Origin of the sequence: Mucilaginibacter sp. 14171R-50 (assembly GCF_010093045.1) — a bacterium.
In the GTDB taxonomy this organism is placed as follows: Bacteria; Bacteroidota; Bacteroidia; order Sphingobacteriales; family Sphingobacteriaceae; genus Mucilaginibacter.
In genome coordinates this window covers 15,906-30,123 of record NZ_CP048115.1, presented here as the reverse complement: position 1 = coordinate 30,123, position 14,218 = coordinate 15,906, and the positions used below count along the sequence as shown (strand labels likewise).

Annotated in this window: 12 protein-coding genes; 11 read left to right on the top strand and 1 reads right to left on the bottom strand. The window is 44.3% G+C overall.

Annotation, left to right across the window (positions count from 1 at the left end):
* Positions 1–106: 106 nt before the first annotated feature.
* From purH to rodA, 6 genes are all read left to right on the top strand, one after another.
* Positions 107–1,633, top strand: a complete 1,527-nt coding sequence (gene purH / locus GWR56_RS00125) for a bifunctional phosphoribosylaminoimidazolecarboxamide formyltransferase/IMP cyclohydrolase (RefSeq protein ID WP_162429174.1) — start codon at positions 107–109, stop codon at positions 1,631–1,633.
* 233 nt (positions 1,634–1,866) lie between these two features.
* The gene (locus GWR56_RS00120; RefSeq protein WP_067054626.1) at positions 1,867–2,889 is read left to right on the top strand and encodes a rod shape-determining protein; all 1,023 of its coding nucleotides are present in this window, start codon (positions 1,867–1,869) and stop codon (positions 2,887–2,889) included.
* A 92-nt stretch (positions 2,890–2,981) separates the two neighbouring features.
* Entirely contained in the window at positions 2,982–3,815 is an 834-nt protein-coding gene (mreC, locus tag GWR56_RS00115) for a rod shape-determining protein MreC (RefSeq protein WP_162429173.1), read from the top strand.
* Positions 3,808–4,326, top strand: coding sequence for a rod shape-determining protein MreD (gene mreD / locus GWR56_RS00110; protein ID WP_162429172.1), 519 nt, complete (start codon positions 3,808–3,810; stop codon positions 4,324–4,326). Before mreC ends, mreD begins: the two co-directional genes overlap by 8 nt.
* Entirely contained in the window at positions 4,327–6,444 is a 2,118-nt protein-coding gene (mrdA, locus tag GWR56_RS00105; protein WP_162429171.1) for a penicillin-binding protein 2, read from the top strand.
* Positions 6,437–7,708 carry a rod shape-determining protein RodA gene (gene rodA / locus GWR56_RS00100; protein ID WP_162429170.1) on the top strand — a complete coding sequence of 424 codons (1,272 nt, stop codon included), beginning with the start codon at positions 6,437–6,439 and terminating at the stop codon, positions 7,706–7,708. Before mrdA ends, rodA begins: the two co-directional genes overlap by 8 nt.
* On the opposite strand, the gene GWR56_RS00095 is transcribed toward rodA, so the two are convergent.
* The gene (locus GWR56_RS00095; RefSeq protein WP_162429169.1) at positions 7,699–8,766 is read right to left on the bottom strand and encodes a hypothetical protein; all 1,068 of its coding nucleotides are present in this window, start codon (positions 8,764–8,766) and stop codon (positions 7,699–7,701) included. The genes rodA and GWR56_RS00095 overlap by 10 nt on opposite strands.
* 146 nt (positions 8,767–8,912) lie before the next feature.
* Between GWR56_RS00095 and GWR56_RS00090 the strand changes: the two genes are divergently transcribed.
* The 5 genes from GWR56_RS00090 to GWR56_RS00070 all read left to right on the top strand — a co-directional run bounded on the left by GWR56_RS00090 (position 8,913) and on the right by GWR56_RS00070 (position 14,110).
* A complete protein-coding gene (locus GWR56_RS00090) occupies positions 8,913–9,425 on the top strand; it encodes a thymidine kinase (protein ID WP_238395278.1) in 513 nt (170 codons plus the stop codon).
* 120 nt (positions 9,426–9,545) lie between these two features.
* Positions 9,546–11,267 carry a glycosyltransferase family 39 protein gene (locus tag GWR56_RS00085; RefSeq protein ID WP_162429167.1) on the top strand — a complete coding sequence of 574 codons (1,722 nt, stop codon included), beginning with the start codon at positions 9,546–9,548 and terminating at the stop codon, positions 11,265–11,267.
* 12 nt (positions 11,268–11,279) lie between these two features.
* Positions 11,280–12,302, top strand: coding sequence for a hypothetical protein (locus tag GWR56_RS00080; RefSeq protein ID WP_162429166.1), 1,023 nt, complete (start codon positions 11,280–11,282; stop codon positions 12,300–12,302).
* 124 nt (positions 12,303–12,426) lie between these two features.
* Entirely contained in the window at positions 12,427–13,140 is a 714-nt protein-coding gene (locus GWR56_RS00075; protein WP_162429165.1) for a DUF2490 domain-containing protein, read from the top strand.
* Between the two features lie 49 nt (positions 13,141–13,189).
* A complete protein-coding gene (locus GWR56_RS00070; protein WP_162429164.1) occupies positions 13,190–14,110 on the top strand; it encodes a DUF58 domain-containing protein in 921 nt (306 codons plus the stop codon).
* Positions 14,111–14,218 lie beyond the last annotated feature (108 nt).

The window sequence follows — 14,218 nt, the reverse complement described above, 5'->3', positions numbered from 1 at the left end:
ACCCCTTAATAACCATGCGCCAATCAAATCCACAACTAATCGCCAATTAACTCACCACTAATTAACTAAATTCCTTACCTTTGCGGCTCAAAATTTCCCTGTTGTAATGAGTCATTCTGTACAAATAAAAAACGCGCTGATTTCTGTTTATTACAAAGACAACCTTGAACATATAATTCATGAGTTGAACCGCCTTGGTGTAAAGATATATTCTACCGGTGGTACCGAAACCTTTATCCGCGATCTTGGTGTTGATGTTATTGCTGTTGAAGATCTTACCTCGTATCCGTCTATCCTGGGCGGCCGGGTAAAAACCCTGCACCCAAAGGTGTTTGGCGGCATACTTGCCCGCAGAAGTTTTGATAGTGATGAGCAGCAACTTGTACAGTATGAAATACCGGAAATTGACCTGGTGATTGTTGACCTTTATCCCTTTGAAGAAACCGTAAACTCGGGCGCGAGCCAGGAGGATGTTATTGAGAAGATAGATATTGGCGGAATCTCGCTTATCCGGGCGGCAGCAAAAAATTATAAAGATGTTGTAATTGTTGCTTCTAAGAATGACTATACCGAACTTGAAGAAATATTAAAAAGGCAGCAAGGTGCAACCACTATTGATCAGCGCCGCCGTTTCGCTCAAAAAGCATTCAACATTTCTTCAAACTACGATACGCACATTTTTCAGTACTTTGACCATAGCGAGCCGATGCCTGTGTTTAAACAGAGCATCCAAACCAGCCAGGTTTTACGATATGGCGAAAATCCGCATCAAAAGGGTATCTTCTATGGTAACCTTGACGCGATGTTTACAAAGCTTAACGGCAAAGAACTATCTTACAACAACCTGGTTGATGTGGATGCGGCCGTTGCTTTAATTGACGAATTTACCGACCCCACCGTAGCTATTTTAAAACATACCAATGCCTGTGGCGTTGCAACCCGCACATTTATAAAAGAAGCCTGGATAGATGCACTGGCCTGTGACCCGGTTTCGGCTTTTGGTGGTGTTATTATTGCCAACGACGAAATAGACGCCGCTACCGCTGCCGAAATTGATAAGATATTTTACGAAGTGCTTATAGCGCCGGCTTTTACAGACGAGGCTATAGATATTCTTTCGGCTAAAAAGAACCGCATTGTATTAATCCGCAATCGGGTTGAGTTACCTGTTAAGCAGTTTAAAACCTTGCTTAACGGCGTGATTGAGCAGGATAAAGATCTGGTTGTTGAAGGCCCGGCACAAATGACCCCGGTTACCGAAAAAAAGGCAACAGAGCACGAATTGCGCGATCTTTATTTTGCTAATAAAGTGGTTAAACATACCAAATCAAACACCATTGTTTTTGCCAAAAACAACCAGTTAATGGCAAGCGGTGTTGGCCAAACATCAAGGGTCGATTCCTTGAAGCAGGCTATTATTAAAGCCGAAAGCTTTGGGTTCGATCTTAAGGGCGCGGTAATGGCATCAGATGCTTTTTTCCCCTTCCCGGATTGTGTGGAGATAGCAGGAGATGCAGGCATTACAGCCGTTTTGCAGCCGGGCGGGTCCATAAAAGATCAGGATTCCATCAATATGTGTAACCAAAAGGGCATTGCGATGGTTACTACCGGAGTAAGGCATTTTAAACACTAATTAAAGATCAGAGATTTGTTGATTAGAGATTAGGGCCAGTGGGTTGTAGTAAATAAGTTATTACTTTTTATGACTAACTAATCTCCAATATCTGATTAACTAATCTCTAATAACAAATACGAATTTTTAAAAATTAGAGTTATTAATTACTAATTTACACGAATATAGCGCCCGTGTTATTTGGCGCAAAACAGTCTTAATATTTAAATTCCAGCTAATCAGAATAACGCCAAATGGGTTTATTTAATTTTTTTACGCAAGAGATAGCTATTGATCTGGGTACGGCCAATACCCTTATCATACATAATGATAAAGTTGTTGTTGATGAGCCCTCGATAGTGGCGTTTGACCGTACAACAAACAAAGTAATTGCCATTGGCCGCCAGGCTATGCAAATGGAGGGCAAAACCCACGATAATATCCGTACCGTTCGCCCGCTTAAAGATGGTGTGATTGCCGACTTTAACGCTGCAGAATTGATGATACGCGGTATGATCAAGATGATAAACCAGGGTAAGGGCTGGTTCTTCCCATCGCTGCGTATGGTTATCTGTATCCCATCAGGTATTACCGAGGTTGAGAAACGCGCCGTGCGCGACAGCGCCGAAATTGCAGGCGCCAAAGAGGTGTACCTGATATACGAACCAATGGCTGCTGCCGTAGGTATTGGTATTGATGTTGAGGAGCCTATGGGTAACATGATCATTGATATTGGCGGGGGTACTACCGAGATCGCCGTTATTGCGCTCTCGGGTATCGTATGCGATCAGTCTATCCGTGTGGCGGGCGATAACTTCGACTCTGATATCGTTCAGTACATCCGCCGCCAGCATAACATTATGATAGGCGACCGTACTGCCGAGAAAATAAAAATTGAAGTGGGCGCCGCATTACCCGAACTATCTGAACCGCCGGCAGATTTTGCCGTACAAGGACGCGACCTGATGACAGGCGTACCTAAACAGATCACCGTATCTTACACCGAAATTGCGCATTGCCTTGATAAATCTATCTCGAAAATTGAGGAAGCGATATTGAAAGCATTGGAAATTACCCCGCCCGAGCTTTCTGCCGATATTTACCAAACAGGTATTTACCTTACCGGCGGTGGCGCACTACTGCGCGGACTTGATAAACGTGTGGCCGCTAAAACCAAATTACCTGTGCACGTTGCCGAAGATCCGCTTAGGGCGGTTGTGCGCGGCACCGGTACAGCCCTTAAAAATATAGGTAACTTTAAGTTTTTAATGCAATAATTTTAGATGTGAGATAGGAGATGTGAGATATGAGAAATGCTATTTTTCTTTGATCTCAAATCTGATATCTCACATCTCATATCTAATAAGCAATGCGTAACCTCCTGATATTTATCACCAAGTACAACGCATTCTTTTTGTTTCTCATTTTCGAGATAGTTTCGCTCATCATCTATATCAAATACAATTCGTTTCAAAAAGCATCTTTTATTAACAGCACCAACCAGGTTACCGGTAATTTATATGCCAAAGCCGATGAACTGAAGGGGTACCTGTCTTTAAAGGAAGTGAATGATAAACTGGCAAAAGAGAACGCCCAGTTACGTAACCAGTTACGATCATCAAAGTATGCAGATACAGTTGCACGTAAAATGGTAAATGATACCATTTACAAACAGCAATACGAGTATATCGAAGCCCGGGTTATCAATAATTCGATAAATAAGCGTAATAACTACATAACCATTAGCCGCGGCAGCCGCGATGGCATTGAAAAGGGTATGGGTGTAATTTCGAGCCTTGGTGTGGTTGGTAAAGTGATGTTTGTGGGCGAACACCTGTCTATAGTGCAGTCTTTGCTTCATAAAGAGTCGCGGTTTAGCGCCATGCTCGCTACCAATAAAGAGATAGGGTATGTGGAATGGGGCGAGGGTATGAACCCCCAGAAGGGCTTACTTGTAGATGTATCTAACAATGCGCAGCCTAAGATTGGCGAAAATGTGGTTACATCAGAACTATCACTTTTCCCTGCCGGTATAACATTGGGCAAAGTAAGTAAATTAAAGGCCAAGGGCGGCGGTTTTTTCCTGAATATGGAAATAACCTTTGCAACCGACTTTAGCAAACTGGAATACGTTTACGTGATAATTAATAAGTTTGCCAAAGAGCAGGCGGGGTTGGAGGCCCGGGAAAAAAAGGATGAGTAGGATAATTTTGATAAACCTGTCGCGATTTGTAATACTTGTCCTGCTGCAGGTTTTTTTACTTAAAAATATTTCGCTGTATAATTTAGCGGTGCCATACCTGTACATTCTTTTTATACTGTTGCTGCCTTTTGAAACACCCAACCTGGTACTTTTTGCGCTGGCCTTTATATTGGGTTTAACCATTGATGCTTTTTATGATACCCCCGGCCTGCATGCTGCTGCCTGTACGCTGCTTGCCTTTGTGCGCGTACTTTTTATTAGTATAACCGTACAAAAAGATGGCTTTGATAACGAGCCCGAGCCCACCCTGAGCATTATGGGTTTCACTTGGTTTTTTACTTATGCACTTGTGCTTACGCTCTTTCATCATTTCTTCCTCTTCAATCTGGAAGTTTTCAGGTTATCTGAAATTACCTATACACTAAGCCGGTTTTTATTGAGTTCAATATTTACAGTATTTTTGATGCTGGTTTCGGGCTTGTTGTTTTTCAGAAAGAAAGAGCGTAAATAAATGAATAGTTTTTTTGAGCGTAGATATGTAATAGCGGGGATATTTATAACCCTTTTGCTGATACTGCTGGGCAGGCTATTTTACATACAGGTGATCGACGATCGTTATTTTCTGTACGCTCAAAATAATGTGGTACGCCGGTATGTTCAGTATCCGGCGCGCGGCCCTATCCTTGACCGTACCGGCAAAATAATGGTTCAGAACGAACCGATATACGATATTATGGTGGTACCCAAACAGGTAAAGCCATTTGATACCGTTGAATTTTGCAAACTTTTGGGTATTGACAAAGAAGGCTTTGATAAGCGCTTTGCAAAGGCAAAGGTTTATTCGCCCATCAGGGCATCTGTATTTGAAAAACAACTTACGCTGCAATCTTACGCTGCCTTCCAGGAAAGGCTGTCAGAATTTCAGGGATTTTACCCGGTTCAGCGCTCAGTGCGCAGCTATCCCGATTCGGCTGCGGCGCAGTTTTTAGGTTATATCGGCGAGGTTACTGACGCTATTATTAAACGGTCGGGCGGATATTACAGCCCGGGCGATTATGTGGGTATCACCGGCGTCGAAAAATCATACGAAACCATTTTACGCGGACAGCGTGGCGTACGTAATTTGATATATGATTCGCACAACGTGCCAAAAGGCAGTTATGCTAACGGGGCTTACGATACAGCTGCTGTAGCCGGCGAGCGACTGATATCGTCGCTGGATATGAAGATTCAGAAACTGGGCGAAAAACTAATGCAAAATAAGGTAGGGAGTATTGTGGCTATAGAACCATCTACAGGCGAGATACTTTGCTACGTGAGCAGCCCAACCTACGACCCCAACTTGCTGGTAGGCCGCGAACGCGGTAATAACGCAGCTAAATTATACAAGGATCCCTACAAACCGTTTTTCACCAGGCCGGTTCAGGCATATTATCCGCCCGGCTCTTCATTTAAGCCACTAAGCGCTCTTATTGCGATGCAGGAAGGGGTGATTACACCGCAAACTATCTACCATTGCCCCGGGTACTACCAGGCAGGTAACCGCCGCATTAAATGTTTTCAGGGCGAGGTGCATGGTAATGTAGACCTGGCCAGTGCCGTTGCCCATTCATGCAACGGTTATTTTGATATGGTTTTTGAGAAGCTGGTGAACCGGCGCGGCCCCCGTTATACAGATACCTCATTTAATTACTGGCGTAATAATGTTGCCAAGTTTGGGCTGGGCGCTAAGTTGGGCCTTGACATGCCTAACGAAAACCGGGGCAATTTGCCAAAAGCTGCATACTATGATAAGATATATGGTGAGGGCGGCTGGCGTTCAAGCACTGTAATATCATTAGGTATTGGGCAGGGCGAACTGTTGGCTACGCCATTGCAGCTTGCTAATATCGAGGCTACCATAGCTAATCACGGTTATTATTACAAGCCGCATTTGGTAAAGGCTATTGGAGACAAAAAAGTGATAAAACACGAGTATAAGGTACGCAACTATGTAGGGGTCGATTCGCAATATTTTGAACCGGTTATAAACGGTATGCAAAGTGTGGTTGATTACGGTACGGCCAAAGGGTCAAAAATACCGGGTATCATCATGTGCGGCAAAACCGGTACCGCTGAGGTCAGGAACCATAAAGACAACTCGGTATTTGTTGCTTTCGCGCCGCGCGATAAGCCCAAAATAGCCATTGCTGTTGTGGTCGAAAATTCCGGTCAGGGCGCTACGTGGGCGGCACCAATAGCCAGCTTTATTGTTGAGCAGTATTTGCGGGGCAGCATATCCAAGCGCCCGTCGGGAATCAGCCCAGACTATTATATAGAGAAGAACCTGCTGCCCGAAATTGTATTGAAACCGGCCGATAAAGCCAAACTGAGGGCCGATTCGGCTAAAAAAGTAAAGGCTGATTCGATTAAAAAGCACAAAGCCGATTCACTTAAGCAAGCCGGCCTTAGATCGGCACAAAATAATGCCGCAAAAAAAAGCAGCAGCAGTGAGTTGCGGGTAAGTACAGAATATCGGCCTGAACTTGTCGAAACAGGTGCCGAAGGGCTTTCTCAACTATGGTTTGATAGGCTCACCACGACATCCGATTTTACCGCGGTACTGCCAAAACGAAAGGACGATGAATAACCAGCAGCGAAGTTTCTTTTTTAATGTAGATTGGGTAACAGTGTTTATCTATCTGGCGCTGTGCGTTATTGGCTGGTTCAATATCCGCGCCGCCGTATACGACGAAAGCCATAGCAGTTTGATAGATATGAGCACCGAATATGGTAAGCAGTTTATTTATATTGTTTCGGCGTTGGTTATCGGTACGGTCATACTCTTGCTCGAGAGCCGTTTTTTGTCTGCGCTGGCACCGGCGTTTTACATAGTGACCGTTATTTTGCTGTTTATTGTACTGATTGCCGGGCACAATGTAGGTGGCAACCAGGCGTGGATCGATATGGGCGGCGGGTTTAGACTGCAACCGTCGGAGTTTGCCAAATTTGCAACCTGTTTGTTGCTGGCGCGATACCTGAGCGCCACGAATGTAAAGGTTACCGACCCCAAATCATTTCTGATAGCGGGCGGTATTATTTTGCTGCCCATGATGCTGATAAAGCTGCAGCCGGACGATGGATCGACCCTTGTATTCTGCTCATTGATATTTGTACTTTACCGCGAAGGTTTATCAGTTTATTTCCTGATCGTAATAGGCTTGCTGGCGACACTATTTGTATCGGCTTTGCTAATAAACGTGTGGTATATTATTATAGCAATAATTGCGGCAGCTGTGTTGCTGTTGCTGATGTTTAGCCGTAACCGAAAGTTTGCAACAGGCCTTATCATTGCCGCTATATTATCTATTGGTTTTGTTTTTTGTGTTAAACCACTTTACTACCATGGTTTAAAACCACACCAGCGTGTGCGTATAGATGAAGTACTCGGGCTCTCTAAAGATCTGCGCGGCGTAGGTTATAACCAAAATCAATCAAAAATAGCTATTGGTTCAGGCCGTATATGGGGCAAAGGGTACTTGCAGGGCACTCAAACCAAATACTCCTTTGTGCCCGCGCAAAGCACCGACTTTATATTTTGTACTGTGGGCGAGGAGTGGGGTTTTGCAGGCTCGGTTGTAGTATTGGGCTTATACCTTTTTTTACTGCTGCGGATAATAATGATAGCCGAGCGGCAGCGCGCCCCATTTTCGCGTATTTATGGCTATGGTGTGGCATCTATCATATTTTGCCACGTGGTTATCAATATTGCCATGGCCATAGGATATATGCCGGTTATAGGCATCCCGTTGCCCTTTATCAGCTATGGCGGCTCATCGTTATGGAGTTTTACCATATTACTGTTTATCCTGCTAAAACTCGATTCGAACCGGATGGGTATGATCTACGCGTAGCGCCTTTTTAACAAAGCATAAAACTTATCGGCGGTTGCCTTTTTACCCTCCCAGTTATTTTTGGTTACGTAATTGGTTTTCAGGAAACGGTCGGCTTCTTCAAAACTCGAGAAGCGGTTCACTATTTCAATCGCTTCGCTGTAAGCAAGGCTGTAACCATTAAAAAGGTCTTTTACAAACAGCAGCTTATCGTTAAGGCTTATAATTGTTTTGATATCTTTTACGGGTGCTTCGGCGGGCTCGGAAACGGTTATTTGATCTCCCCTTAATTGCGCCGACATTTTTTGATTTAAGGTAAGCACCTTTTGCGCTTCAGCTGGTTCCTCGGCCTTAACTTTTGGTGTATTGTCAATAACCGGCTCGGGGTTGGTAGGCACAATATTCGGTTCTGCGGTTTCATCGTCAGCGGCAATAATTTCGCCGTCTAAAATATTCTCCATGGTCACCTCCGGAAATTTCCTGGTTTTGTCGGCAGTAACCACCGGTACAACCTCTTCTTCTTCGTCCCAGTCTTCGGCCTCATCTAAAATCAGTTCGTGCCGTATGGTTTCCGGCTCTTCGCGCTCAAACGAATAGCTGTCCGCATCACTGCCGGTATGCAAATCTATTTCCGGTGCAGGTGTTTCTTCATTAACCGGTGTAATGTCCAATTTAACAGGTTCGGGCTGCGTGGTTTTTTCGGGGCCCGGTTTAGACCATGCGCGATCCGTTATGATTGGTTTTACCTGTTGTACCAGGGGCTCGAAATATTTAGGCTCATAGGTAACGGCTTTCTTTATTTCCTCAACCACAGGTTTTTGCGGTTCCGGTTGTTCCCGTATCGTTTCGGGTTGCTTTTTTTCTTCAACGTGCGGGGGCAGCGTATGCTGTAACTGCTCCTTTTGAAGGTTAAGTTTTCTTAATATTTCGGCATGATCTTTTAAAAAGTGGGTGTTGGCAACAAACAGTTCCAGTTCAAGGTCGTTAAGGTTATCTGCAGTGTTTTGCAGATACTCATATTGCTCGTTAAGTTCTTTAATTATTGCGCCGGTCTTTCTAAATACTTCCTGCTGCTTCATGGCTTTAATGTTAGAAAATTGCTTCTCAAAAATAGCATAAAATTCTGATATTAGCCCCTCACAAAAGAATTGAGACGTTGTACAATCAGGAGATTTTTAAAAGGCGGGACGAGATTGGCGGGAGTATTGAAGTTGTCTGTGGATCAATGTTTTCGGGTAAAACCGAGGAGTTGATAAGGCGCGTTAACCGTGCGCGCATAGCAAAAGTTAATGTAGAAATTTTTAGTCCTTTAGCCGATACACGTTACGATAAAAGTGCCCTGGTATCGCATAATCTTACTTCTATTCCATCAAAGGCGGTTGGTAAGGCAGCCGAAATTTTGCCGCTTGCCGAGCACATCCAGGTTGTAGGGATCGATGAAGCCCAGTTTTTCGACGATGAATTACCCCAGGTTTGCCTGGCCCTTGCAAATAGTGGCGTAAGGGTTATTGTTGCCGGCCTTGATATGGATTTTAAGGGCCGCCCTTTTGGAAGCATGCCACGTATAATGGCTATTGCCGATTCGGTTACAAAGCTGCACGCGGTGTGTGTAAAATGCGGCCAGCAGGCCATGTACTCATATCGCCTGGTGCCAAATGAGCGCCGGATACTGTTGGGCGAAAAAGAAACTTACGAAGCCCGTTGCCGCACTTGCTTTAATTTAGACGGTGAAATATAATTGATTAACTTTCCCTTATAACATCTGCCTGTTTATACCGCCACGGATAACCCTTAATATCCAAATTGGCGTGGCGAATACATATTTGCGCATGTTGCTTTTATTTTACCTTTGCAAACAATGCCGGCAGCTAAAATAAATAGTTCAATACAGTTAAACAGGCCCTTGTGCTATTTTATATTAGGCTGGGCGATATTGAATACCGTGCAGGCTTATGCCCTGGAACTGCACGCCGACGAGGCTTACTATTGGATGTTCGCCCAAAAACTGGATTGGGGGTATTTCTATCATCCGCCTATGGTGGCGCTTTTCATCAAAGCAGGCGATATGCTTTTTCATAACGAACTGGGCGTGCGGCTGATAACGATACTTTCTAATAGCCTTGCCATCTACCTGCTATGGCTTATCGTAAAAAAATACGCTGTAAGTACCAAATGGTTTATAGTGCTGATTTCCGGCGTATTGATTTTTCATGTGTATGGCTTTACCAGTACGCCCGATGCACCTTTGTTTTTTTTCGCGGTATTGTTTTACTACTTGTACCAGCGATATATTGATGAGGATAACTGGCTAACCGCTTTTATGATAGGGGTAGTAGTTGCCTGTTTGCTTTACAGCAAGTATCATGGCGTGTTGCTTGTTGGGTTCACCCTGTTATCAAATATTAAATTATTCACCCGGAAAACGTTTTACCTGGCTATTATAACCGGGCTTATCGTGTACACCCCACATATCTTATGGCAAATGCACCGTGGATTCCCGGCAGTAAATTATCAACTGTTCGAGCGTTCGTCAGCATTTGGGTACAATATTAGCATAAGCACAACATTTATTTTAGGGCAGCTTTTGCTTGGCGGCGCATTGATGAGCTGGTACCTGTTTTATCGGGGCTTTACTACAAAAATAACAGATGTTTTTACCCGTTGCCTGATGGTAAATGCTGTAGGCACCTTCGGCTTTTTCCTGCTAAACACCTTAAAGGTTAACGTTCAACCGCATTATACGCTCATTGCATTTATTCCATTAATATGTTTAGTATTGATCAGCTTTAAACGGGAGAACTTTAACGCAAGATGGTTTTACCTGCTGGCTTTAGCCAATATTGCATTGATCCTCGTCCTGCGTTTATCGTTGATAGCGGGCTTCCCTTTTATTAAAAAAGCAGAGGCGCTAAAAAGCTATTTTGGTTTTCATGAATGGGCGAACCTGGTACGCCAAAAGGCCGGCAACGCTTTCGTAGTGATGGACGAAGGTTTTCAAAATCCGTCAAAGTACAGCTTTTACACCAACAGCCTTAAAGGATTTGGATACGATTCGCGCTATTACGGGCGCACCATGTTTGATATCTGGCCAATGGAAGACAGTTTACAGCATCAGCGTACATACTATCTGCTTAAGTACAAAATGCCGGGCGTTACTACCGATAGTATAAAATGCGATGCAGGTACCTGGTACGGCGGTTGGGTTGATGATACCCGTACTTACCAAAAGATAGCTATAGATGCGGGGAAAACCGAAATAAAAGCCAAGCCCGGGCAAAAGGTACATTTTGACCTTACTGTTACTAATCCATATCCTTTTGCAGTTAATTTTACCAACGCCGGTTACAAGCACCCGGTAATTTTAGAGGCTTGCTTTTTTACCCATGTTACACCGGTAAGCGTGCAGCCGGCCGATAGCGCTTTCAATAACCTTGCATTTACGCCGGGCCAAAGCCTGCATTATAAAATGACAGTGAACGTCCCGATACACAAAGGCATATTCGACTTGTTTTTTTCCATACGTACCGAGCCGTTTACGGGCAGTAAAAACAGCGGCATAATAAAGTTTACAGTTGAATAATTACGATACAGCATGATCAGGAAGATATACTTCACTCTACTAATACCAGTATTAACCGCAGGCGCTGCACGGGCGCAAAATGTAGATTTCCATATAAATGGAATGGGTTTTTTTGATAATCGTGAGTATAAAGAGTTTGTGACCCGCTCGCGTACCTATTCGGGTGTTCGCATCGCTGCCGATGTTGGTTTTAATATTGATAGCGCCAATCATTTTATTTTTGGCGCCAATGCCCTGCACGAGTTTGGCGGCAACCCTTTTTTTGTACGGGTAAACCCGGTAGCCTATTATAGCCACACCGGAAAGAAATGGCTGTTCAACGCCGGCGCTTTTTCGCGCGAAGGGTTACTTACCGATTACCCCCGCGCCATGCTGAATGATACGCTGCGTTATTACCGGCCCGATGTAGAGGGTTTGCTAACGCGATTTAAAAGCAGCCATATTACCGAAACTGTTTGGATAGACTGGGTGAGCCGCCAAACCAATGTGGACAGAGAGCAGTTCCTGTTTGGTTTTTCGGGGAAGTACCAGCCATCATTGAGTGGGCCATTTTATGTGTCGCATTATTTCTTTTTGTTGCACGATGCAGGCCCGGCAATCGCCATTCCTGATGACCATATACGCGATAACGGCGCTGCGCAGATCAGGCTGGGTGCAAATTTAAGCCATAAAACGTTTTTAGATTCGCTTAGCTTCGAGGCCGGCGGCATGCTTTCATTAGAGCGCAGCCGGGGAGTAGACGGGTGGCAGAAACCAAAGGGCCTTGTATTGGCCGCTTACGCCAGCTATAAACGCTTTGCCCTTAACGATGAATTTTATAAAGGCGATGGCCACCACATCGCTTTTGGTGATGCTTATTATCAGTATAAAACGTATAACCGTTTAGATATTATTTATACGCCGTTTATAGCGAACGGTTTAAGGGGGCAATTTGTATTAAGCCTGCATAACACCCCTGGACGGTTCAGCAACCAGGAAGCATTCCGCCTAACGTACGACATTGGCCGTAAGCAGGTGGCAAGGTTTAAGGATTAGGAATCATTTGGCTTGTACATCGGCTTTGATAACGCAGTGTCTACCCCTGGCTGCTGCTTAGAATGATAAACTTTTTTTCAGATAAGCATAGTTTTTTATCTTCGCCGTATACATCTATCTCCCTATGAAAAAAACACTGATACTACTATTACTTATCGGCTTGGCCATCCCTGGTAAATTATTCGCGCAGCAAAACCGTTTTTCAGGCTGGGCGGCATTATTTCACACACAAAAGTTTTCAGATAAATGGGGCATGTCGTTTGACGCTCAGTTCCGCTCGGCGAACCATTACGATTATTTGCAAAACGTATTACTTCGCCCTTCGGTGAACTACTATTTCGACAATAATAAAATGGCTGCTTTGGGTTATGCTTATATCTCAGCCAACAACCATTTGCCAACCGGGGCAAAAACATTCCGGCCCGAGAGCCGTATCTGGCAACAGCTTATCATTAATACAAAAATAAGCAAGGCCGCTACGCTACAGCACCGTTTACGGTTAGAACAGCGTTTTTTGGGTAACACCACCAATAAAACCGACCACTACTTTGCCCAGCGTGTGCGCTACTTTGCAAGGGCCGTAATCCCGCTAAAAAAAGCCGAGACCTTTACCAAGGGCCCGTTTGTAGGCCTGCAAAACGAGGTTATGGTTAATGTGCAAAACAACCATAAGGTAAATAATCATTTTTTTGATCAGAACCGCGCATATGCAGCTGTTGGATACCGGGTGCATAAAAAGGCCGATGTAGAGGTAGGTTACCTTAACCAGTTTGTACAGCAAACGGCCGGTAGCTACTTTAACCATGTTTTACAAGCGGCCATATACACCCGGTTTTAACAGTAAAAATAAGCAGTGCAGGTAAACATTAAAGTTTATATATTGCATAATGCCCACACTTAGTAACGACCAGCATATACGGCAACTGGCCAATTTAGAGTTGCTTGCCCGGCAGGTGGTTGAGGGCTTTATAACCGGCCTGCACCAAAGTCCGTTTCATGGGTTTTCGGTCGAGTTTGCCGAGCACAGGTTGTATAATAATGGCGAATCGGTAAAAAATATCGATTGGAAACTGCTGGCCCGCACTGATAAACTTTTTGTAAAGCAGTTTGAAGAAGAAACCAACCTGCGTTGCTATTTACTGCTGGATACCTCGTCGAGCATGAACTTTCCGGAAAATGGTACAAGCAAGCTGCAATTCTCCATCTACGCCATAGCGTCGTTGATGTACTTGTTTAAAAAACAGCGCGATGCCTTCGGGCTGTGCTTGTTTTCGGACAAGGTAGATTGGATGAGCCCGGCCCGGTCAACCTCAAAGCACCTGTTTCACCTGTATACAGAGCTTGAAAAGGTATATGATATCCCCCGGGAAAATACCACTACCAGCATTGCCCGGGTGTTGCATCACGTAGCCGCCGGGATACATCAGCGATCAATGGTTATTATTTTTAGCGATATGCTGGAGAATAGTCTTGACGCCGAAAAAACACGACAGCTTTTTGCCGCCATACAGCATTTAAAATTTAAAAAGCACGAGGTGATCATTTTTAATGTAACCAGCCGTAAAAAAGAGCTCGAGTTCGACTTTGATAACCGCCCGCATCATTTTGTTGATATAGAAACCGGGGCTGAAGTACGCGTACATCCCAATAAAATCAGAGAGAGCTATCAATCGGCCCTGAGAGAGTACCGGCACCAGCTTGAATTGAAGTGCGCCCAGTACCACATACAACTGGTAGATGCCGATATTGACCAAGGTTACAACGGTATTTTAAAAGAATACCTCATTAAACGTAACAACATGATCTGAGCGCGTTGCAAGCGGCAAAGGGCGAAATGATTTTTATATTGAACATAACTTAAACTTTAACAAACTATTTGACTCCATTACGTATTATTTACACATTTTACCAACGTT

Bases quoted from the DNA above. Each gene is read 5' to 3' on its own strand.
- mreD (WP_162429172.1), top strand. From the start codon at position 3,808: ATGAGTAGGATAATTTTGATAAACCTGTCGCGATTTGTAATACTTGTC.
- GWR56_RS00095 (WP_162429169.1), bottom strand. From the start codon at position 8,766: ATGAAGCAGCAGGAAGTATTTAGAAAGACCGGCGCAATAATTAAAGAA.
- GWR56_RS00085 (WP_162429167.1), top strand. From the start codon at position 9,546: ATGCCGGCAGCTAAAATAAATAGTTCAATACAGTTAAACAGGCCCTTG.
- GWR56_RS00090 (WP_238395278.1), top strand. From the start codon at position 8,913: ATGTTTTCGGGTAAAACCGAGGAGTTGATAAGGCGCGTTAACCGTGCG.
- GWR56_RS00120 (WP_067054626.1), top strand. From the start codon at position 1,867: ATGGGTTTATTTAATTTTTTTACGCAAGAGATAGCTATTGATCTGGGT.
- purH (WP_162429174.1), top strand. From the start codon at position 107: ATGAGTCATTCTGTACAAATAAAAAACGCGCTGATTTCTGTTTATTAC.
- GWR56_RS00075 (WP_162429165.1), top strand. From the start codon at position 12,427: ATGAAAAAAACACTGATACTACTATTACTTATCGGCTTGGCCATCCCT.
- GWR56_RS00080 (WP_162429166.1), top strand. From the start codon at position 11,280: ATGATCAGGAAGATATACTTCACTCTACTAATACCAGTATTAACCGCA.
- GWR56_RS00070 (WP_162429164.1), top strand. From the start codon at position 13,190: ATGCCCACACTTAGTAACGACCAGCATATACGGCAACTGGCCAATTTA.
- rodA (WP_162429170.1), top strand. From the start codon at position 6,437: ATGAATAACCAGCAGCGAAGTTTCTTTTTTAATGTAGATTGGGTAACA.
- mreC (WP_162429173.1), top strand. From the start codon at position 2,982: ATGCGTAACCTCCTGATATTTATCACCAAGTACAACGCATTCTTTTTG.
- mrdA (WP_162429171.1), top strand. From the start codon at position 4,327: ATGAATAGTTTTTTTGAGCGTAGATATGTAATAGCGGGGATATTTATA.